The sequence below is a fragment of the Pseudomonas aeruginosa genome (genome assembly GCF_001457615.1).
Taxonomy (GTDB): domain Bacteria; phylum Pseudomonadota; class Gammaproteobacteria; order Pseudomonadales; family Pseudomonadaceae; genus Pseudomonas; species Pseudomonas aeruginosa.
The window spans coordinates 3,328,761-3,347,862 of record NZ_LN831024.1 but is presented as its reverse complement, the minus strand read 5'-3'; the positions used below and the strand labels follow the sequence as shown (position 1 = coordinate 3,347,862).

At 69.1% G+C, this 19,102-nt stretch carries 19 protein-coding genes and 1 pseudogene; 13 read left to right on the top strand and 7 right to left on the bottom strand.

The genetic code is table 11. The features are described 5' to 3' along the window. Both AT700_RS15250 and agmR read right to left on the bottom strand, forming a co-directional pair. Positions 1-863 (bottom strand): annotated as a pseudogene (locus tag AT700_RS15250) (DMT family transporter). A gap of 9 nt (positions 864-872) precedes the next feature. After that, positions 873-1,538, bottom strand: a complete 666-nt coding sequence (agmR, locus tag AT700_RS15245; RefSeq protein ID WP_003107754.1) for a response regulator AgmR — start codon at positions 1,536-1,538, stop codon at positions 873-875. Positions 1,539-2,053: 515 nt separating this feature from the next. Here agmR and AT700_RS30285 point away from each other — a divergent pair. From AT700_RS30285 to AT700_RS15235, 3 genes are read left to right on the top strand one after another with little or no spacing between them, the layout of a single operon-like run. Beyond that, positions 2,054-2,194, top strand: coding sequence for a hypothetical protein (locus AT700_RS30285; protein ID WP_003088510.1), 141 nt, complete (start codon positions 2,054-2,056; stop codon positions 2,192-2,194). An 8-nt stretch (positions 2,195-2,202) separates the two neighbouring features. Then, a complete protein-coding gene (locus tag AT700_RS15240; protein WP_003107757.1) occupies positions 2,203-2,853 on the top strand; it encodes a sensor histidine kinase in 651 nt (216 codons plus the stop codon). Positions 2,854-2,865: 12 nt separating this feature from the next. Further along, positions 2,866-3,543 carry a response regulator transcription factor gene (locus AT700_RS15235; RefSeq protein ID WP_003124732.1) on the top strand — a complete coding sequence of 226 codons (678 nt, stop codon included), beginning with the start codon at positions 2,866-2,868 and terminating at the stop codon, positions 3,541-3,543. 26 nt (positions 3,544-3,569) lie between these two features. On the opposite strand, the gene AT700_RS15230 is transcribed toward AT700_RS15235, so the two are convergent. Both AT700_RS15230 and exaA read right to left on the bottom strand, forming a co-directional pair. After that, on the bottom strand, positions 3,570-4,217 hold the full coding sequence (locus AT700_RS15230; protein WP_003088520.1) for a pentapeptide repeat-containing protein: 648 nt from the start codon (positions 4,215-4,217) through the stop codon (positions 3,570-3,572). Between the two features lie 53 nt (positions 4,218-4,270). Continuing rightward, complete coding sequence (gene exaA, locus AT700_RS15225; protein WP_003088524.1) at positions 4,271-6,142, bottom strand: quinoprotein ethanol dehydrogenase; 1,872 nt, start codon at positions 6,140-6,142, stop codon at positions 4,271-4,273. 312 nt (positions 6,143-6,454) lie between these two features. On the opposite strand from exaA, the gene pedF reads away from it, so the two are divergent. From pedF to AT700_RS15175, 10 genes are all read left to right on the top strand, one after another. After that, on the top strand, positions 6,455-6,892 hold the full coding sequence (gene pedF, locus AT700_RS15220) for a cytochrome c-550 PedF (RefSeq protein ID WP_003107652.1): 438 nt from the start codon (positions 6,455-6,457) through the stop codon (positions 6,890-6,892). An 86-nt stretch (positions 6,893-6,978) separates the two neighbouring features. Beyond that, positions 6,979-8,499, top strand: a complete 1,521-nt coding sequence (locus AT700_RS15215) for an aldehyde dehydrogenase family protein (protein WP_003117412.1) — start codon at positions 6,979-6,981, stop codon at positions 8,497-8,499. A gap of 357 nt (positions 8,500-8,856) precedes the next feature. Then, positions 8,857-8,928, top strand: coding sequence for a pyrroloquinoline quinone precursor peptide PqqA (pqqA, locus tag AT700_RS15210; RefSeq protein WP_003106462.1), 72 nt, complete (start codon positions 8,857-8,859; stop codon positions 8,926-8,928). A 52-nt stretch (positions 8,929-8,980) separates the two neighbouring features. Next, the gene (gene pqqB / locus AT700_RS15205; RefSeq protein WP_003106464.1) at positions 8,981-9,895 is read left to right on the top strand and encodes a pyrroloquinoline quinone biosynthesis protein PqqB; all 915 of its coding nucleotides are present in this window, start codon (positions 8,981-8,983) and stop codon (positions 9,893-9,895) included. A 9-nt stretch (positions 9,896-9,904) separates the two neighbouring features. Continuing rightward, a complete protein-coding gene (gene pqqC, locus AT700_RS15200; RefSeq protein WP_003111679.1) occupies positions 9,905-10,657 on the top strand; it encodes a pyrroloquinoline-quinone synthase PqqC in 753 nt (250 codons plus the stop codon). Then, positions 10,654-10,932: a pyrroloquinoline quinone biosynthesis peptide chaperone PqqD gene (gene pqqD, locus AT700_RS15195; RefSeq protein WP_003088542.1), complete on the top strand. Its 279-nt coding sequence runs from the start codon at positions 10,654-10,656 to the stop codon at positions 10,930-10,932. Before pqqC ends, pqqD begins: the two co-directional genes overlap by 4 nt. Then, positions 10,904-12,049 carry a pyrroloquinoline quinone biosynthesis protein PqqE gene (gene pqqE / locus AT700_RS15190; protein ID WP_003119136.1) on the top strand — a complete coding sequence of 382 codons (1,146 nt, stop codon included), beginning with the start codon at positions 10,904-10,906 and terminating at the stop codon, positions 12,047-12,049. The genes pqqD and pqqE overlap by 29 nt, the downstream gene beginning before the upstream one ends. Positions 12,050-12,053: 4 nt before the next feature. Then, the gene (locus AT700_RS15185) at positions 12,054-13,880 is read left to right on the top strand and encodes an alpha/beta hydrolase family protein (RefSeq protein ID WP_003121719.1); all 1,827 of its coding nucleotides are present in this window, start codon (positions 12,054-12,056) and stop codon (positions 13,878-13,880) included. Between the two features lie 85 nt (positions 13,881-13,965). Continuing rightward, on the top strand, positions 13,966-15,129 hold the full coding sequence (gene ercA / locus AT700_RS15180; RefSeq protein ID WP_047689763.1) for an alcohol dehydrogenase-like regulatory protein ErcA: 1,164 nt from the start codon (positions 13,966-13,968) through the stop codon (positions 15,127-15,129). Next, on the top strand, positions 15,113-16,804 hold the full coding sequence (locus tag AT700_RS15175; protein ID WP_047689760.1) for a NahK/ErcS family hybrid sensor histidine kinase/response regulator: 1,692 nt from the start codon (positions 15,113-15,115) through the stop codon (positions 16,802-16,804). The genes ercA and AT700_RS15175 overlap by 17 nt, the downstream gene beginning before the upstream one ends. A gap of 32 nt (positions 16,805-16,836) precedes the next feature. Here AT700_RS15175 and AT700_RS15170 read toward each other — a convergent pair whose 3' ends face one another. From AT700_RS15170 to AT700_RS15160, 3 genes are all read right to left on the bottom strand, one after another. Next, positions 16,837-18,045 (bottom strand): MFS transporter, encoded by a 1,209-nt coding sequence (locus AT700_RS15170; protein WP_047689757.1) that lies wholly within the window; start codon positions 18,043-18,045, stop codon positions 16,837-16,839. A 124-nt stretch (positions 18,046-18,169) separates the two neighbouring features. Next, on the bottom strand, positions 18,170-18,733 hold the full coding sequence (locus AT700_RS15165; protein WP_003088555.1) for a putative glycolipid-binding domain-containing protein: 564 nt from the start codon (positions 18,731-18,733) through the stop codon (positions 18,170-18,172). Next, positions 18,730-19,086, bottom strand: a complete 357-nt coding sequence (locus AT700_RS15160) for an MmcQ/YjbR family DNA-binding protein (protein WP_003111913.1) — start codon at positions 19,084-19,086, stop codon at positions 18,730-18,732. Before AT700_RS15160 ends, AT700_RS15165 begins: the two co-directional genes overlap by 4 nt. Positions 19,087-19,102 lie beyond the last annotated feature (16 nt).

Sequence of the window (19,102 nt, the reverse complement as noted above, 5' to 3'; positions counted from 1 at the left end):
TCAGGCGCCTTCGCGCGCCGCGCGGCCCAGGCGCGGGGCGAGGATCAGGGCGATCCCGCCGAGCACCGCCAGGGTCGCCGGCGGCAATCGCGGGCGAGCGGCTCGCCGAGCAGCAGGGCGCCGCAGAGGGCGGCGAGCACCGGCACGCTGAGCTGCACCGAGGCGCCCTGGATCGCCGTCAGCCCCGGCAGTGCGCTGTACCAGACGGCGTAGCCGAGGCCGGAGGCGAGGGCGCCGGAAAGCAGGGCATAGGCCAGCCCGGCGCCGTCCAGCCGCAACTGCCCGTGGAATGCCAGGAGCAGCAGGGCGGCGAAGGCAAGGGCACGCAGGAAGTTGCCCGCGCTGACCGCCAGCGGATCGCCGCCGCCGCGGCCGAGCAGGGTATAGAGGCCCCAGGCGAGGCCGGACAGGAGCATCAGCAGGGCACCGCCCAGCGGCGGCGCGCTGGCTCCGGGGAGCAACAGGAACAGCAGGCCGCCCAGGGCCAGCAGGAAACCGAGCAGCGCCTGTCCGCCCAGCCGTTCGCCGCGCAGCAGGCCGGCCAGCAGCAGGGTGACCTGTACCGCGCCGAATAGCAGCAGCGCGCCGGTGCCGGCGTCCAGCTGCACGTAGGCGTAGGAGAACGCGGCCGCGTAGACGAACAGCGCCGCCGCCCCGCGCCAGCCGCCGCGCGCGGGCGTGGCCGGGCGCCGGCGCAGATGCAGCAGGACGGCGAGCATGAGGGCGCCGGAGAAGAGACGCAGGGCGGTGAAACTGACCGCGTCGATGGCGGTGTCCTTCAGCGCCGCGCGGCAGAGCAGCGAATTGCCGGCGAAGGCCAGCATCGCCAGGACAGTGAGCAGCAGGGTACGGCGGTCGGGCATCGGCGGGTCTCAGCGGCGCAGGTAGGCGGCGAAGTCGATGTCGCCGGCGCTGAGGATCGCCTGGACCCGGTTGTGTACCTTGAGCTTGCGCAGGATCGCCGAGACGTGCGCCTTCACCGTGGTCTCGGCGATGTCCAGGTTGTAGGCGATCTGCTTGTTCGACTCGCCCTTGGTCATCCGCTCCAGCACCAGCAGCTGCTTGCGGGTCAGGGCCTGGAGCAGTTCCGGGGAGATGCCGTGTTCTTCGTGGCCGCTGCGTCGCGGCGAACTCTTCTGGGTGCGGATCACGTCCGAGGGCAGGTAGACGTTGCCGTTGAGGATCTGCTCGATGGCTTCGGTCATCTGCGCGCGTGGCGAGGACTTGGTGATGAAGCCCACCGCGCCGTAGGTGATGGCCTGTAGCACCACCTGCTTGTCCTGCTCGGCGGAGACGATAACCACGGGAATGGTCGGGGCCTCGTTGCGCAGGTTCATCAGGCCGTTGAGGCCGTGCATGCCGGGCATGTTCAGGTCGAGCAGGATCAGGTCGAGGTCGTCGTGTTCCTGGGTCAGGCCCAGGGCGCTGTCGAGGTCGGCGGTTTCCATCACTTCGCTGCCGGGGAATCCGTCGGCGATGACATTGTGGATGGCCTCGCGGAACAGCGGGTGGTCGTCGGCGATCAGGATCTTGTACATGGCCTGCACCTCGTTATTGTCGTTATGGGCGGCTGGTGGCGGCTCGGGGCACGCGGGCGGATGCGAATGCGCTCACGGTAGCAGTCGTGGGCGCGATAGCCCAGCGGGCGGGCGTTCCGCCGCGCGCTGCCGGGGACGCGTCGCGGAGCGTCGGCGGCCGGGTAGGCGGAGAAGGCAAACTCGGTACTGCGGCGGGACCGCCGCAGGGTAGTCGGGCGCTACGCGGGGCAAGGCAAGGCGGGGCATGGCGGCTTCTCGTCGTTTCTTCTTGTATGCGTCATTACAGGGCAGGCGCGCTGCTTTGGAAATTCGACGTCCGGAGGGGTGAACCAGTACCAAAGTAGCAGGACCAGGCGCTTGCGCAGCGCTCCTGCTGCATCGGCGGCGCCCGCAAGGGCGGCTGGAGGCGGGTGGCCGCGCAAAAGTAGCGGCCCGGCAGTACCAAGGTAGTAGCACGCCGTGGCTCCGCGCGTCCTAGCATGTCTCGACAACGACAATGGACAGGAGTCGCCGCCATGCGCATCGCCGTCACCCTGGTGTTGCCCATCCTGCTGATCCTCAGCCTGCTCGGGTTCGATTTCCTCTATTCCCGCCACCTCGGCCAGGAAAGACCTGCCGCCTGCGCCGTCGGACAGGCCTGTCGGATCGCCCCCTGAGCCACGCCATGGATGACCTGCGACCCGCCGGCCCGGCGGAGTACCGCTGGCTGCTCGCCGTGCAGGAGCGCGAGCGGCGCTTGCTGGCCCAGGCGGTGCATGACGATATCGGCCAGTACCTGACGGGCATCCGCACCCAACTGTTGTTGCTGCGCTGCACGGCAGGCGACGGGCAGCCGGCGCTGGCACGCCTGGAGCGCTACTGCCAGGGGCTGGACGACAGCTTCCGCGCGCTGCTGCGCGGTCTACCGCCGCCGGCCCTGCAACGCCAGTCGCTGGACGAGGCGCTGCGCGCCTGCGTGGCGGACTGGCAGGAAGGTCAGGGCATCGCCTGCGAGCTGCGCCTGGGCGGTCCGCTGCCGCCCCTGGATGCGGCGGCCGGGACCCATCTCTACCGCCTGTTGCAGGAGGCGCTGAACAACGTCGCCCGGCATGCCGGCGCCAGCCGCGTGCGGATCCGCCTGCAATGCCGTGGCGGCTTTCTCTACCTGAGCGTACGCGACGACGGTCGCGGCTGCGCGGCGGACCCGGCACCCGGCTTCGGCCTGGACTCGATGCGCCAGCGCGCGCGCTGCCTGGGCGCTGAACTGAGCCTGCGCAGCCGTCCCGGACAGGGCCTGGCGTTGCGCCTGCGGATGCCGCTGGAACGCGACGACTGAGAGGAGAGGACGATGAAGATCCTGCTGGTGGACGATCATTTCGTGGTCCGCGAAGGGCTGGCCGCGCTGTTGCGCGGGCTGCTCCCCGACGTGGAGGTGAACGAGGCCGGCGACGGCGAAGAAGCCTTGCAGGCGGTGCAGCGGGAAATTCCTTCGCTGGTCATCGTCGATCTCGGCCTGCCGGGCATCAGCGGCCTGGAACTGACTCGCCGGCTGCGCCAGCGCCTGCCGCAGTTGCGTGTGCTGTTCTTCAGCCTCCACGACGAACTGGCCCTGGTGCGCCAGGCGCTGGATGCCGGTGCCCGCGGCTACGTGACCAAGCGAGCGGCGCCGACGGTGCTGCTGGAGGCGATACGGCGAGTGCTCGCCGGCCAGCTCTATCTGGAGCAGCCCCTGGCCACGCGCCTGGCCTGCCAGTCGTGGGAAGAGCAGGGCGGGGCAGCGTTGCGCGGGCTGACCCGTCGCGAGTTCGAGATCTTCCGCCTGCTCGCGCGTGGCCTGGCCCTGCGCGAGGTGGCCGAGCACCTGGGGGTAAGCGCCAAGACCGTGTCCAACCATGTCAGCCTGCTCAAGCAGAAGTTGCAGGTGAGTACCCAGGCGGAACTGGTGCACCGGGCCATCGACAGCGGCGTGCTGCGGCTGGGCCTGCCGCTGCCGCTCGCCGAGGAGGCTCGCGGCAGCCTCGGCTAGGGGGGCCGTCGCTGCTGTCCGGCGCTTCACTGCCAGCCCGCGGGGCAATCCTTGCAACCCTGCATGTTGCTGCCCTGGAAGTTGCCGAAGCGCACCTTGCTGCCGCGCAGGTCGGCATCTTCCAGGTTGGCCTCGGCCAGCTTGACTTCCTGCAGGTTGGCGTCGCGCAGGTCGGCGCCCTTGAGATCGGCGCGGGACAGCCAGGTCATCTCCAGGTCGGCGGCGCGCAACGTGGCCTGGTGCAGGCGGCCGCCGCTGAGACGGGCGAACTCCAGGTAGGCGGCGGTGAGGTCGGCGCCTTGCCACTGGGCGCCCTGGGCGAACAGGCCCCAGGCCTGGATCGCCACCGCCCTGGCGCCGGAGAGGTCGGCGCCGCGCAGGTTGGCTTGCTGCAGGCTGGCGCGGGTGAGGTCGGCACCACGCAGGTTGGCTTTTTCCAGGTTGGCCAGGTCGAGCCTGGCGTGACGCAGGTCGGCGCCGGAGAGATCGGCGCCGGCCAGGTCGATGCGGCCGAGGTCGAGGTTGCGCAGGTCGGCGCCGCGCAAGTCGGCCTTGGCGCAGCGCGCGCCGGGCTCCAGGCGGCAGCCGGCGATGACGCGGACGTCGTCGATGTCGTCGGCGGCCTGGGCCAGGCCGGCGCCGAGCAGGGCGGCGCAGAGGAGGAAGGTCTTCATCGGGATACTCCGCAGGCGGGGAAAGCCGCGCCTCGCAGGGCGCGGCGCGGGGATCAGCGGCTGGCGGTGCGGTTGTCCCAGCTGGGCAGCTTGAATACCCAGAAGGAACCGCCCTGGGCCACCGGCCGGGTCAGGTCGGCCATGTCGCCGCCCCACAGCGGTACGGCGCCGCCGTAGCCGACGGTCACGCCGAGGTACTGCTCGCCGTCCTGTTCCCAGGTGATCGGTGGCGAGACGATGCCGCTGCCGGTCTGGAATTTCCACAGCTCCTTGCCGCTCTTCGCGTCGAAGGCCTTGAAGTAGCCGTCGCCGGTGCCGGTGAACACCAGGTTGCCGGCGGTGGCCAGCACCCCGGCCCAGAGCGGCAGGTGTTCCTTGTGTTCCCAGACCACCTTGCCGCTGACCGGGTCCATGGCGCGCAGGCTGCCGACGTGGTCGTCGTACATGCGCTTGATCCGGAAGCCCATGCCAAGGTAGGCGCTGCCCTTCGTATAGCTGACCTCCTCGGTCCAGTAGTCTTCCTTCCAGTGGTTGGCCGGCACGTAGAACAGGCCGGTGTCCTGGCTGTAGGCCATCGGGTTCCAGTTCTTGCCGCCGAGGAACGGCGGCGATACTTCCACCGCCTTGCCATGCTTCTGCCCCGGTTCCGGCAGCGGCGGGCGCTGGCCCTCGCGCTCCACCGGGCGGCCGGTCTTCAGGTCGATGTGGCTGGCCCAGGTGATGTTGTCGACGAAGGGGAAGGCGTTCTGCAACTTGCCGTTGCTGCGGTCGACCACATAGAAGAAGCCGTTGCGGTCGGCGTGGGCGGTGGCCTTGACGATCTTGCCGTCCTTGGCCTTGTAGTCGAATAGCACCAGTTCGTTGTTGCCGGAGAAGTCCCAGGCGTCGTTGGGGGTGTGCTGGTAGAACCACTTCACCTCGCCGCTGCTCGGGTCCACCCCGACCTGGCCGGAGGTGTAGAGGCTGTCGTAGTCGTGCGGGTTGCCGCCCTTGGCGGTGCGCGCCCAGGTGTTCCACGGGCCGGGGTTGCCGGCGCCGACGATGATGGTGTTGGTCTCGGCGTCGAAGCTGGCGCTCTGCCAGGGAGCGCCGCCGCCGTGGCTCCACGATTCGACCTTGCCGGTCGGCGAGTTGCGATCGTCCGGCCAGGAGGGCGCCTTGACGTCGCCGGTCACCGTGCTGTCCTTGCCGTTCAGGCGGCCCATGTGGCCTTCGACGAAGGGACGCATCCAGATTTCCTCGCCGGTATCCGGATCGCGGGCGAACAGGCGGCCGACCACGCCGAACTCGTCGCCCGAACTGCCGTGGATCAGCAGGACCTTGCCGGTCTTGCCGTCCTTCACGATGGTCGGCGCGCCAGTCATGGTGTAGCCGGCGCCGTGGTCGGCGAACTTCTTCTTCCACACCACCTTGCCGGTGTTCTTGTTCAGCGCCACCACCGAGGCGTCGAGGGTGCCGAAGAACACCTTGTCGCCATAGATCGCGGCGCCGCGGTTGACCACGTCGCAGCACGGGCGGATGTCGTCGGGCAGGCGGTGGTTGTAGGTCCACAGGCGCTTGCCGGTCTTCGCGTCGAGGGCGAACAGCCGCGAGTAGGAGGCGGTCACGTAGATCACGCCGTCGCTGACGATGGCCTGGGACTCCTGGCCGCGCTGTTTCTCGTCGCCGAAGGAGTACGACCAGGCCGGGGTCAGCTTGAACACGTTGTCGGCGTTGACCTGCTTGAGCGGGCTCCAGCGCTGGGCGTGGGTGCCCATGCCGTACTGCAGCACGTCGCCGGTGGTCTTGTCGTCGTTGGCGATGTCCTCCCAGGTCACATCCTTGGCCAGCGCGGCGCCAGCGCTGCCCAGGGCGACGGCGAAGGCGAGGCAGTGCAGGCTCGGGCGCAGGAGGCCGGCAGGGGCGGGTGAGGTTCTTGTTGTCATGATCGGGTTCCCGTTTGGAGTGAGGGTCGAGAAACGGCAGGCCGCTGCTCGGGCCGCGGCGGCTTCATGGTGGAAGCGGGGCGCGCCGACGGGAACGGAAGATCGCCCGATTCGTCCGGGAAGACTTCCCGGACGGGGCATGACTTGGACTTGCTGCCAAAGCCCCGCGTAAGGCCTTCCGAGGCTCTACTCCGAAGGGAGTAGGCGAGGACGCCCAAAGCAGGATTCGGGCGCGCGGCGGAGCTTCCTAGGATGGCGATGAGCGCCGTTTGGCGCCCGTGCCTTGTCCTGTCTCCCCGGAGGAATGAAGTGATGAACAAGAACAACGCCTTGCGCGGCCTGCTGGTGCTGGCCGGTCTCAGCCTCTCGAGCCTGGCGCTGGCCCACGGCGATGTGACCCCCCAGGCAGTGGACACCAAGGGACTCGAGCCGCTGGGCAAGGAATGGCGCGACACCAACCCCTACCGCAAGCCCTACGCCAAGCACGACCTCGCCGTCGAGATCGGCGCCTCCGCCTACAACCAGAACTGCGCGCGCTGCCACGGCCTGGAAGCCAAGTCCGGCGGCATCGCCCCGGACCTGCGCCTGCTGGAGACCGGCGCCGAGGGCGACGAATGGTTCAAGGAGCGGGTCATCAACGGCGCGGTGCGCGATGGCGCGGTGTACATGCCGAAGATGGCCGACTTCATCAGCCAGGAAGGCCTCTGGGCGATCCGCAGCTATCTGGAAAGCGTGCACGTCGACGAGTGACGCGCCCGACCCTTCGCCGCCGACCGCGGCGCCCTTGCACGAGTCCGCCGCGCCACGGCGGAACGACCACACAGGAGAGCTTCGCCATGATCTACGCAGCGCCCGGAACCCCCGGTGCCGTCGTCACCTTCAAGCCTCGCTACGGCAACTACATCGGCGGCGAGTTCGTGCCTCCGGTCAAGGGCCAGTACTTCACCAACACCTCGCCGGTGAACGGCCAGCCGATCGCCGAGTTCCCCCGTTCCACCGCCGAGGACATCGACAAGGCCCTCGACGCCGCCCACGCCGCCGCCGACGCCTGGGGCCGCACCTCGGTGCAGGAGCGCTCGAACATCCTGCTGAAGATCGCCGACCGCATCGAGCAGAACCTGGAACTGCTCGCCGTCACCGAGACCTGGGACAACGGCAAGGCCGTGCGCGAGACCCTCAACGCCGACATCCCCCTGGCCGCCGACCACTTCCGCTACTTCGCCGGCTGCATCCGCGCCCAGGAAGGCTCCGCTGCCGAGATCAACGACAGCACCGTGGCCTACCACATCCATGAGCCGCTGGGCGTGGTCGGGCAGATCATCCCGTGGAACTTCCCGCTGCTGATGGCCGCCTGGAAGCTGGCCCCGGCGCTGGCCGCCGGCAACTGCGTGGTGCTCAAGCCGGCCGAGCAGACCCCGCTGGGCATCTGCGTGCTGCTGGAACTCATCGGCGACCTGCTGCCGCCGGGCGTGCTCAACGTCGTCCAGGGCTTCGGCAGGGAGGCCGGCGAGGCCCTGGCCACCAGCAAGCGCATCGCCAAGATCGCCTTCACCGGTTCCACCCCGGTCGGCTCGCACATCCTCAAGTGCGCGGCGGAGAACATCATTCCCTCCACCGTCGAGCTGGGCGGCAAGAGCCCGAACATCTATTTCGAAGACATCATGCAGGCCGAGCCGGCGTTCATCGAGAAGGCCGCCGAGGGCCTGGTGCTGGCCTTCTTCAACCAGGGCGAGGTGTGCACCTGCCCGTCCCGCGCACTGGTCCAGGAGTCGATCTACCCGGCGTTCATGGAAGAGGTGCTGAAAAAGGTCAGGGCGATCAAGCGCGGCGACCCGCTGGACACCGAGACCATGGTCGGCGCCCAGGCTTCCCAGCAGCAGTACGAGAAGATCCTCTCCTACCTCGACATCGCCCAGCAGGAAGGCGCCGAGCTGCTCGCCGGCGGCAGCGTCGAGAAGCTCGAAGGCAACCTGGCCAGCGGCTACTACATCCAGCCGACCCTGCTCAAGGGGCACAACGGCATGCGCGTGTTCCAGGAGGAAATATTCGGCCCGGTGGTCGGCGTCACCACCTTCAAGGACGAAGCCGAGGCCCTGGCCATCGCCAACGACACCGAGTACGGCCTCGGCGCCGGCCTCTGGACCCGCGACATCAACCGCGCCTACCGCATGGGCCGCGGGATCAAGGCCGGTCGCGTGTGGACCAACTGCTACCACCTGTACCCGGCCCACGCCGCGTTCGGCGGCTACAAGAAGTCCGGCGTCGGTCGCGAGACGCACAAGATGATGCTCGACCACTACCAGCAGACCAAGAACCTGCTGGTGAGCTACGACATCAACCCGCTGGGCTTCTTCTGAGCGGTCCTCAGCCGCCGCGGATCGCTCCGACCCGCGGCCTTTCCGCCAAGGCACCTGCGGGTGCGCTCGTCCCGCGTCCCGACGCGGCTTTCCCCATGGCGGGTTCTGGCGCGACGCGGCCCTGGCCGCGTCTTTTTTTCCGCCTCGCCGCCGCCCCTGCATGGACTAGGCTTCTGCCCTGCACCAGGGCGAACCAGGGGGGCGCAACGGCGTTCTCCCGGCGAACCTTGGGCGGGACAGGCAGTCCCTACCAAATCAGGGGGAAAACTCCTTCGAAAGTCTCATTCGGAGCGAGCCCCGCTGATGTTTAACTCGACCTGCCGGAATCGCCCGGCCCCACCAGAGAGGATCGACCCCATGTGGACCAAGCCCAGCTTCACCGACCTGCGTCTCGGTTTCGAAGTGACCCTCTACTTCGCCAACCGCTGATCCGTTCGGCCCCGGTCTTCCGGGGCCTCCCTCCAGCCCGCGGGGCAGACCCATGCACATCCGTATTCTCGGTTCGGCCGCCGGCGGCGGCTTCCCCCAGTGGAACTGCAACTGCCGCAACTGTCGCGGGGTCCGCGACGGCAGCGTAGCGGCCCAGCCACGCACGCAATCCTCCATCGCCCTGTCCGACGACGGCGAGCGCTGGATCCTCTGCAACGCCTCGCCCGACATCCGTGCCCAGATCGCCGCCTTCCCGGCCCTCCAGCCGGCGCGTCGGCCGCGCGATACGGCGATCGGCGCGATCGTCCTGCTCGACAGCCAGATCGACCACACCACCGGCCTGCTCAGCCTGCGCGAAGGCTGCCCGCACGAAGTCTGGTGCACGCAGATGGTCCACCAGGACCTCAGCGAAGGCTTCCCGCTGTTCCCTATGCTTTCCCACTGGAACGGCGGCCTGCGCCATCGGCCGATCGCCCTCGATGGCGAGCCTTTCGCCATTCCGGCCTGTCCGCGCCTGCGCTTCACCGCGATCCCTCTGCGCAGCAGCGCGCCGCCGTATTCCCCGCATCGCGGCGACCCCCATCCGGGCGACAACATCGGCCTGTTCGTCGAGGACCTCGATAGCGCCGGTACGCTGTTCTATGCGCCGGGCCTCGGCGAGGTGGACGAGGCGCTGCTCGAATGGATGCGCCGCGCCGACTGCCTGCTGGTGGACGGTACGCTCTGGCGCGATGACGAGATGCTGGTCTGCGAGGTCGGCGACAAGCTCGGCCGGCAGATGGGGCACCTGGCGCAGAGCGGGCCGGGCGGCATGCTCGAGGTGCTGGCGAAGGTGCCGGCCGCGCGCAAGGTGCTCATCCACATCAACAACACCAATCCCATCCTCGACACCGCTTCGGCCGAACGCGCCGAACTGGATGCCAGTGGCATCGAAGTGGCCTGGGATGGCATGCACATCCAGCTGTAGGGGGCCAACATGAGCCGTGCCGCCATGGATCGCGCCGAATTCGAACGGGCGCTGCGCGACAAGGGACGCTACTACCATATCCACCATCCGTTCCATGTCGCGATGTACGAGGGCCGTGCCAGTCGCGAACAGATCCAGGGCTGGGTGGCGAACCGTTTCTACTACCAGGTCAACATCCCGCTGAAGGACGCGGCGATCCTGGCCAACTGTCCCGACCGCGAGGTCCGCCGCGAGTGGATCCAGCGCATCCTCGACCACGACGGCGCCCCCGGCGAGGCGGGCGGCATCGAGGCCTGGCTGCGCCTGGCGGAAGCGGTGGGCCTGGAGCGCGAGCAGGTGCTCTCCGAAGAGCGGGTGCTGCCCGGCGTGCGCTTCGCCGTCGACGCCTACGTCAACTTCGCCCGTCGCGCCAGTTGGCAGGAGGCGGCGAGCAGTTCGCTGACCGAACTCTTCGCCCCGCAGATCCACCAGTCGCGGCTGGACAGCTGGCCGCGCCACTATCCGTGGATCGAGGCGGCCGGCTACGAGTATTTCCGCAGTCGCCTGGCCCAGGCCCGGCGCGACGTCGAGCACGGCCTGCGGATCACCCTGGAGCACTATCGGACCCGCGAGGCACAGGAACGCATGCTGGATATCCTGCAATTCAAGCTGGACGTGTTGTGGAGCATGCTCGACGCGATGAGCATGGCCTACGAACTCGAACGCCCGCCGTACCACACGGTGACCCGCGAGCGGGTCTGGCATCGGGGGCTGGCATCATGAGCCTGCCGTCGCTCGACAGCGTGCCGATGCTGCGCCGGGGCTTCCGCTTCCAGTTCGAACCGGCCCAGGACTGCCATGTGCTGCTCTACCCCGAAGGCATGGTCAAGCTCAACGACAGCGCCGGGGAAATCCTCAAGCTGGTCGATGGCCGCCGCGACGTGGCGGCCATCGTCGCGGCGCTGCGCGAGCGTTTCCCCGAAGTCCCCGGCATAGACGAAGACATCCTGGCGTTCCTCGAGGTGGCCCATGCGCAATTCTGGATCGAGCTGCAGTGAAAGCGTGGGGCCGCCGCTCTGGCTGCTGGCCGAGCTGACCTATCGCTGTCCGTTGCAGTGCCCGTACTGCTCGAACCCGCTGGAATTCGCCCGCGAGGGCGCCGAGCTGAGTACCGCGGAATGGATCGAGGTGTTCCGCCAGGCCCGCGAGCTGGGCGCCGCACAGCTCGGTTTCTCCGGCGGCGAGCCGCTGCTGCGCCAGGACCTCGCCGAACTGATCGAGGCAGGGCGCGGCCTGGGCTTCTACACCAACCTGATCACCTCCGGCATCGGCCTCGACGAGGCACGCCTGGCGCGCTTCGCCGAGGCCGGGCTGGACCACGTGCAGATCAGCTTCCAGGCCGCCGACGAAGAAGTGAACAACCTGCTCGCCGGCTCACGCAAGGCCTTCGCCCAGAAACTGGCGATGGCCCGCGCGGTGAAGGCGCACGGCTATCCGATGGTGCTCAACTTCGTCACCCACCGGCACAACATCGACAACATCGAGCGGATCATCCAGCTGTGCATCGAGCTGGAAGCCGATTACGTCGAACTCGCCACTTGCCAGTTCTACGGCTGGGCCGCGCTGAACCGTGCCGGGCTGCTGCCGACCCGCGCCCAACTGGAGCGCGCCGAGCGGATCACCGCCGAATACCGCCAGCGGCTGGCCGCCGAAGGCAATCCGTGCAAGCTGATCTTCGTCACCCCCGACTACTACGAGGAACGGCCGAAGGCCTGCATGGGCGGCTGGGCCAGCGTATTCCTCGACATCACCCCCGACGGCACCGCGCTGCCGTGTCACAGCGCGCGGCAATTGCCGGTGCAGTTTCCCAACGTGCGCGAGCACAGCCTGCGCCACATCTGGTACGAATCGTTCGGCTTCAACCGTTACCGCGGCGACGCCTGGATGCCCGAACCCTGCCGTTCCTGCGAGGAGAAGGAGAGGGACCACGGCGGCTGCCGCTGCCAGGCGTTCCTCCTCACCGGCGATGCCGACGCCACCGACCCGGTCTGCGCCAAGTCGGCACGGCACGACCTGATCCTCGCGGCCCGTCGCCAGGCCGAGGAGGCGCCGCTTGGCCTGGACGCGCTGACCTGGCGCAACCAGCGCGCGTCACGCCTGATCTGCAAGGCCTGAGGCAATGGTCGACTACGGCGACTGGCCGAGCGACTGGAGCGCCGAGCGCGCGGTGGCCGCCGGGCGCGATTTCAGCGAGCTGAAGGCGGCCCATGGCGGGCTGGCCTGGGTGGAATTCGATCCGGCCAGCGCGCGCTCGCGCCTGTACCTGTGGCGCGACGGCGTGCTGGAGGAGCCCACCGCGCCGGACGGCTCGGTGCGCAGCCGGGTCTACGAGTACGGCGGCGGCGCCTGCTGCGTGACGCTCGACGGGCTGGCCTGGGTCGACGAAACCGACCAGCAGGTACGCCGCTGGCGAGCGGGCCGCGCAGCCCAAGTGCTGGGCGGCGGGGCGCAGTGTCGCTACGGCGACCTGGCCTACGTCGATGCCTGGGATGCCCTGCTGGCGGTGGAAGAGAGCCATGGGCCGACCGGGGTCGTGCATCGCATCGTGCGCCTGGACGCCGATGGCGCGCGCCGGGTGCTGGTCGAGGGTGCCGATTTCTACGCCGCGCCGCGTGCCGCCGGCCAGGGGCGGCGGCTGGCCTGGATCGAATGGGACCGTCCGCACCAGCCCTGGACCGAGACCCGCCTGGGCCTGGCGGAGAATGGGCGTACGCGCTGCCTGGCCGGAGCCGGAGGCGGCGAGTCGATCCAGCAACCACGCTTCGATCCCGCCGGCCGCCTTCACTGGCTGAGCGACCGCGACGGCTGGTGGCGTCCCTGCGCCGAGGTAGCGTTGGCCGGCCGCTTCGCCGATGCCGACCACGCTGGCGCGCCCTGGCAATTGGGCGCTTGCAGCTACCTGCCGCTGGGAGAGGGAAGGCTGCTGCTCAGTCGCGTCGAGGCCGGCGGCGGGCAACTGTTCCTGCGCGAAGCGGACGGCAGCGAGCGGCGCCTGGCCGCGGACTGGAACCGGTTCGCCGGACTGGCCGCGGATGCCCGGGCGTTCTACTGCATCGCGGCGGCGGCCGGGCGCCTGCCGGCGCTGCTGGCGATCCATCGCGACGAGCTGCGTGTCGAGGTGCTGCGTGGCGGCGAGCGACCGCTGGCGGAGGACGACCTGTCGCATCCGCAGGCCTTCGTCTATGGGCTGGGCAACGGCGAAAACGGCCACGGTTTCTTCTATCCGCCGCGCAATGCCCGCCGCCGCGTCGATCCCCGACGACCACCGCCGCTGCTGGTGTGGCTGCATGGCGGACCGACCTCGATGCATTCGCCGGCGTTCGATGCCGGCCTGCAGTTCTGGACCCAGCGCGGTTTCGCCGTGGCCGCGCTGAACTACCGGGGCAGCAGCGGCTACGGCCGCGCCTATCGGCAGCGCTTGCGCGGCCAGTGGGGGCGCCTGGAGTTGCGCGATATCGAGGCCGCGCTGGCGCAGCTGGACGCGGAGGGACGGATCGACCGCGCCCGGGTCTTCGTCCGTGGCGCCAGCGCCGGAGGCTACAGCGCGTTGCGCGCCCTGGCTTGCCTCGATGGCCTGCGCGGCGGCGCCAGTCTCTATGGGGTCAGCGATCCGTTGGCACTGGCGCGTTGCACCCACAAGTTCGAGGGTGACTACCTCGACTGGCTGATTGGCGACCCGCTGCGCCAGCGCCGTCGCTACCTGGTGCGCAGCCCGGTGCTTCAGGTCGGGCGTATCCGCGCGCCGGTAGTGTTCTTCCAGGGCGGGCTCGACGCGGTGGTGGTGCCGGAGCAGACCGAGGCGATGGTCGCCGGCCTGCGGCGCAGCGGCGTGCGCGTGGAGTGCCACCGCTATCCGCAGGAGCGCCACGGTTTCCGCCAGCCGGCCAATCGCGCCCATGCGCTGCTGGCGGAATGGCGCTTCTACCTGGGCCTGCTGGAGGATTGAAAGGGCCGCCAAGGTCGCATTGCAATAACCGACGAATGCAGTAGGCTGCCGGCAATGTCCGATAACAATAAGAATGGTCTGTCAGATGAGCCACGACCTCAGCCAACTGCGTAAATTCGTCTCGCCCGAGATCATCTTCGGCGCCGGCTGCCGGCACAGCGTCGCCAACTACGTGAAGACCTTCGGTGCGCGCAAGGTCCTGCTGGTCTCCGACCCCGGCGTGCTCGCCGCCGGCTGGGTCGCCGACATCCAGGCAAGCCTGGAGGGGCAGGGCATCGACTACTGCCTGTATACCGGCGTTTCGCCCAACCCCCGGGTCGACGAGGTGATGCTCGGCGCCGAGTTCTATCGCAGCGAGGGCTGCAACGTGATCGTCGCGGTGGGCGGCGGCAGCCCGATGGATTGCGCCAAGGGCATCGGCATCGTCGCCGCCCATGGCCGCAGCATCCTCGAGTTCGAAGGCGTCGACCGGCTGCGGGTGCCGAGTCCGCCGCTGATCCTGATCCCGACCACCGCCGGGACTTCGGCGGACGTCTCGCAGTTCGTGATCATTTCCAACCAGGACGAGCGCATGAAGTTCTCCGTGGTGAGCAAGGCGGTTGTGCCTGACGTCTCGCTGATCGACCCGGAAACCACGTTGACCATGGATCCCTTCCTTTCGGCCTGTACCGGCATCGATGCACTGGTACACGCCATCGAGGCGTTCGTCTCCACCGGCCACGGGCCGCTGACCGATCCCCACGCGCTGGAAGCGATGCGCCTGATCGATGGCAATCTGGTACAGATGATCGCCAACCCCGGCGACATCGCCCTGCGCGAGAAGATCATGCTCGGGAGCATGCAGGCCGGGCTGGCCTTCTCCAACGCCATCCTCGGCGCGGTGCATGCCATGTCGCACAGCCTCGGCGGCTATCTCGACCTGCCCCACGGCCTGTGCAACGCGGCGCTGGTCGAACACGTGGTGGCGTTCAACTACAGCGCCGCGCCGGAACGCTTCAAGGTGATCGCCGAGACCTTCGGCATCGATTGCCGCGGTCTGACCCAGGGGCAGGTCCGCCAGCGCCTGGTGGACCACCTGATCGCCTTCAAGCACGCCGTGGGTTTCCACGAGAGCCTCGCCCTGCACGGGGTCGGCAGCTCCGACATTCCTTTCCTCTCGCGCCACGCGATGCAGGACCCGTGCATCCTTACCAACCCGCGCGAGTCGAGCCAGCGCGATGTCGAGGTGGTCTATGGCGAGGCCCTCTGAGCAGCAGGAGGCCCTGGCCGGGTTACTCGGCCTGGGCAGCCACTCCGCGCGCAAGAGCCACTACCCGGAGCTGCTGGCGCGCCTGGAGGAGCTGGAGGCCGAGCGCAACCGCTACAAATGGCTGTTCGAGCACGCGGTGCACGGCATCTTCCAGGCCAGCCTCGGCCAGGGGCTGCGCGCCGCCAATCCGGCGCTGGCGCAGATGCTCGGCTACGACGATCCGCAACAGGTGCTCTGGTCGCTGGAGGACATGGCCGGGCAACTGTTCGTCGGCGGCGAGGCCGAGATGCGACGGATCCGCGCGCTGCTGCGCGAGCGCGGCGGCCTGTTCGGCTACGAGACGCGCCTCTGGCGCAGGGACGGCAGTCACATCGAGGTATTGATGAACCTGCTGCTCAGGCACGACGAGGAAGAATTGGTCGAAGGTTTCGTCGCCGATATCACCGAGCGGGTCCAGGCCCAGCAGCGCCTGCAGACCATGAACGAGGAGCTGGAGCGGCGGGTAGCCGAGCGCACCCACGAGCTGGAAGAGCTCAACCGCCAGTTGCGCCAGGCGCGCGACGCCGCCGAAGCCGCCAACCACAGCAAGGACAAGTACCTCGCCGCCGCCAGCCACGACCTGCTGCAACCGCTCAACGCGGCGCGGCTGCTGGTCGACACCCTGCGCGAACGGGGCCTGCCGGCCGCCGAACTGCAACTGGTGGAGCGCACCCACCTGGCCCTGGAAGGTGCCGAGACCTTGCTCACCGACCTGCTGGAAATCGCCCGGCTCGACCAGAGCGCGATCCGTCCGGACCTGGGCGACTATTCCCTCGACGAACTGCTCGCTCCGCTGGCCTCGGAGTTCGAGGAAGTCGCGCGTGCCGCCGGCCTGGCCCTGCGTGCGCGGATCCCGCGACTGGCAGTGCGCACCGACGCGCGCCTGCTGTCGCGGATCCTGCGCAACTTGCTCAGCAACGCCTGCCGCTACACCGAGCGCGGCAGCGTGCTGCTGGGGGCGCGCCGGCGTGGCGGCAAGGTACGCCTGGAGGTGTGGGACACTGGCCGGGGCATCCCCGCCGACCAGTTGCAGGCGATCTTCCTCGAGTTCAACCAACTGGACGCCGGGCGCGCTTCCGAGCGCCGTGGCGTCGGACTCGGGCTGGCCATCGTCGACCGTATCGCCGGCATCCTCGGCTACCGCATCGAGGTGCATTCGACTCCAGGCCGAGGCTCGCTGTTCGCCATCGAGGTGCCGCTGGTCCGCAAGCCGGCGCGGCCAGCACCCGGCGAGGCGATTGCGCGGGTTTCGGCTGGTGATCCGCTGCCGGGACGGCTGCTGCTGGTGGTGGACAACGAGACCGAGATTCTCTTCAGCATGTCCGCGCTGCTCTGCCAGTGGGGCTGCGAGGTGCTTACCGCCACCGACCTGGAAGGCGCGCGCAAGGCGCTCGATGGCCGCGCGCCGGATGCGATCCTGGTCGACTACCACCTGGACCACGGCGCTACCGGTTGCCAGTTGCTGGGCGCCTTGCGCGAGGACTACGGCGCGGAGATCGCCGCGGTGATGATCACCGCCGACCGCAGCGACGATTGCCGCCGCGCGCTGGCCCGCCTGGGCGTGCCGCTGCTCAACAAGCCGCTGAAGCCCGGCAAGTTGCGCGCGGCCCTGAGCGCCTTGCTCGGCGAGCTCTAGAACGCGTACCGCCGCCTGGGACGGTGCACGCCCTAGACGGGCCGGCGGCTGCGCCGGTGCAGTGCGACGGCCAGGGCCAGCCCGCCGAGCGAGGCCAGGCAGGCGAAGAGGAACATCGAGCGGAAGCCGAACAGGTTGGCGACGAAGCCCACCAGCGGCCCGGTGATGCCCAGCGACAGGTCGACGAACAGCGAGTAGGCGCCCAGCGCCGCGCCACGGTTGGAAGCCGGTACCAGGTTCACCGCTTCCACGCCGAACGCCGGGAACACCAGGGAGAAGCCGAAGCCGGTGAGCGCCGCGCCGGCCAGGCCGACCCAGGGATTCGGCGCGCTCCACAGCAACAGCAGGCCGAGGCTTTCGACGCCGAGGCAGATGATCGCCACGCGGAAGCCGCCGAGCCGGTTGATGCTATTGGCGAACAACAGCCGGGCGCCGATGAAGCAACCGCCGAAGGCACTCAGGCAGAGCACTGCGTTGGCCCAGCCACGGCTGGCGTAATAAAGGGTGATGAAGGTGGCGATGGTGCCGAAGCCGATCGCCCCCAGCGCCAGGCCCATACCGTGCGGGGTGACCCGGCCGAGCACATGCTGGAACGGCAGTCGCTCGCCGTGCACCAGCGGCGCCGGCAACTTCGGCCAGGCCAGGGCGAAGCCGAGCGCCCCGAGCAGGACGATGGACGCGCCCATGCTCCACAGCCCCAGCCACTGCACCAGCAGCACCCCTAGCGGCGCCCCGAGGGCGATGGCGCCGTAGCTGGCGATGCCGTTCCAGGAAATCACCTTGGCGGTGTGCGGCGCGCCGACCCGGCCGATGCCCCAGCCGATCGCCGCCGAGCCGACCAGGCTTTCCGCCGCGCCGAGTACCAGGCGGCCGACCAGCAGGCTGGCCAGGCTCAGCGCCGGCCAGCCCTGGATCGCCACCGAGAGCAGCATGAACAGCCCGCTCGCGGCGCTGCCGGCCATGCCGTAGAGCACCGCGCGCTTCGGCCCGAGGCCGTCGATGACGCGCCCGGCGTAGGGCCGGGCGAGCAGGGTGGCGAGGTACTGCAGGCTGATCACCAGGCCGGCCAGCACCGAGCCGTAGCCGAGGTCGTCGTGCACGTAGCCGGGCAGCACCGCCAGCGGGATGCCGATGGTCAGGTAGCCGATGAAGGTGAACATCACCACCGAGACGATCTGCAGGGTGACGTTCTGCCGGGCGCTGTCCTGCGCCGGCGGGGTGGGGCGGATATCGACGGACATGTGGGAAACGCGGTCGCAGTGGGTTGTCGCGGTCCGCCATGATGACCGTTGCAGATGACGAATGAAAGCAGGCTAACGGATTCGCCGGGCTATCGGCGACGCGCGGTGCCCGGCGCTAGCGCGTTCAGAGACGCTGGAAGAGACCCGGGTAATCGATCACCAGGCCCTGTTCGTCCACCAGCAGTACCGCTTTGAACGCGCTGCCTTCGAGGTTCTCGTAGAGGTAGTGGCTGGCGTCCAGACGGGTGTATGCCTGGCGCATGCTACGCGGCTCCAGGGCCGGGGCCTCGATGTAGAGCGCGCGGATTTCCGCGCGCTGGCCATCGGCCAGGCCCAGGCGGCGGATCGGGAAGGTGTTGGTGAAGGGGCTTGGCCAAATATCGATGTCCAGGCAACCGTCGAATGCCGGTAGCGCTTCGCCGTCGCCGTCCTGCCAGTGGCCGCGGCCATCGGCGAGCAGGTGCAGCTTGCGCACCCCGGTTTCGCTTTCGACGTGGAACACCGCCTCACGCAGATGCCAGTCGGCGTCCCAGCGCAGCCGGTAGTCCAATTGGTAGGGCAGGCCGCTGCGTTCGTCCGGCGCGCGCAACTGGCTTTCCGCCTGGTCGTCCTCCAGGCGCAGGGCCTCCCAGCTGGACGACGGCGAGCGCCACAGGCCGGCCCAGGTGTACAGACGGTCGCGACTCATGCGTCGAGTACCAGGCCGAGGCGCTGGCGCTTGGGCAGGCGCGCCACCACCAGTTGATGGGAACGGACCAGGGCCTCGCGCAACTCCGCCGCCTTCATCGGGTAGGGGCGGGCCATGACGATCCAGTGCGCGCGCGCCAGGTAGGGCGCCGGACGGATGCCGGGGCGGTCGACATAGCCGAGGAACAGCTCGCTGCCGACCTTGAAGGCCAGGCCGCCGTCCTTGTCGACGAAGTCGAGGATGGCGAACATCTTGTTGCCGGCCACCGAGAACACCCGGTTCGAACCCCACTTGAGGTCTTCCCGGGCGCCGGGCAGTTGCAGGCAGAAGGCGGCGATCTGGTCGGCGGTCATGGACGCTCCGGTGGCG

Coding starts and splice junctions, on each gene's coding strand:
- agmR (WP_003107754.1), bottom strand. CDS start 1,538: ATGTACAAGATCCTGATCGCCGACGACCACCCGCTGTTCCGCGAGGCC.
- AT700_RS30285 (WP_003088510.1), top strand. CDS start 2,054: ATGCGCATCGCCGTCACCCTGGTGTTGCCCATCCTGCTGATCCTCAGC.
- AT700_RS15240 (WP_003107757.1), top strand. CDS start 2,203: ATGGATGACCTGCGACCCGCCGGCCCGGCGGAGTACCGCTGGCTGCTC.
- AT700_RS15235 (WP_003124732.1), top strand. CDS start 2,866: ATGAAGATCCTGCTGGTGGACGATCATTTCGTGGTCCGCGAAGGGCTG.
- AT700_RS15230 (WP_003088520.1), bottom strand. CDS start 4,217: ATGAAGACCTTCCTCCTCTGCGCCGCCCTGCTCGGCGCCGGCCTGGCC.
- exaA (WP_003088524.1), bottom strand. CDS start 6,142: ATGACAACAAGAACCTCACCCGCCCCTGCCGGCCTCCTGCGCCCGAGC.
- pedF (WP_003107652.1), top strand. CDS start 6,455: ATGAACAAGAACAACGCCTTGCGCGGCCTGCTGGTGCTGGCCGGTCTC.
- AT700_RS15215 (WP_003117412.1), top strand. CDS start 6,979: ATGATCTACGCAGCGCCCGGAACCCCCGGTGCCGTCGTCACCTTCAAG.
- pqqB (WP_003106464.1), top strand. CDS start 8,981: ATGCACATCCGTATTCTCGGTTCGGCCGCCGGCGGCGGCTTCCCCCAG.
- pqqC (WP_003111679.1), top strand. CDS start 9,905: ATGAGCCGTGCCGCCATGGATCGCGCCGAATTCGAACGGGCGCTGCGC.
- pqqD (WP_003088542.1), top strand. CDS start 10,654: ATGAGCCTGCCGTCGCTCGACAGCGTGCCGATGCTGCGCCGGGGCTTC.
- pqqE (WP_003119136.1), top strand. CDS start 10,904: ATGCGCAATTCTGGATCGAGCTGCAGTGAAAGCGTGGGGCCGCCGCTC.
- AT700_RS15185 (WP_003121719.1), top strand. CDS start 12,054: ATGGTCGACTACGGCGACTGGCCGAGCGACTGGAGCGCCGAGCGCGCG.
- ercA (WP_047689763.1), top strand. CDS start 13,966: ATGAGCCACGACCTCAGCCAACTGCGTAAATTCGTCTCGCCCGAGATC.
- AT700_RS15175 (WP_047689760.1), top strand. CDS start 15,113: ATGGCGAGGCCCTCTGAGCAGCAGGAGGCCCTGGCCGGGTTACTCGGC.
- AT700_RS15170 (WP_047689757.1), bottom strand. CDS start 18,045: ATGTCCGTCGATATCCGCCCCACCCCGCCGGCGCAGGACAGCGCCCGG.
- AT700_RS15165 (WP_003088555.1), bottom strand. CDS start 18,733: ATGAGTCGCGACCGTCTGTACACCTGGGCCGGCCTGTGGCGCTCGCCG.
- AT700_RS15160 (WP_003111913.1), bottom strand. CDS start 19,086: ATGACCGCCGACCAGATCGCCGCCTTCTGCCTGCAACTGCCCGGCGCC.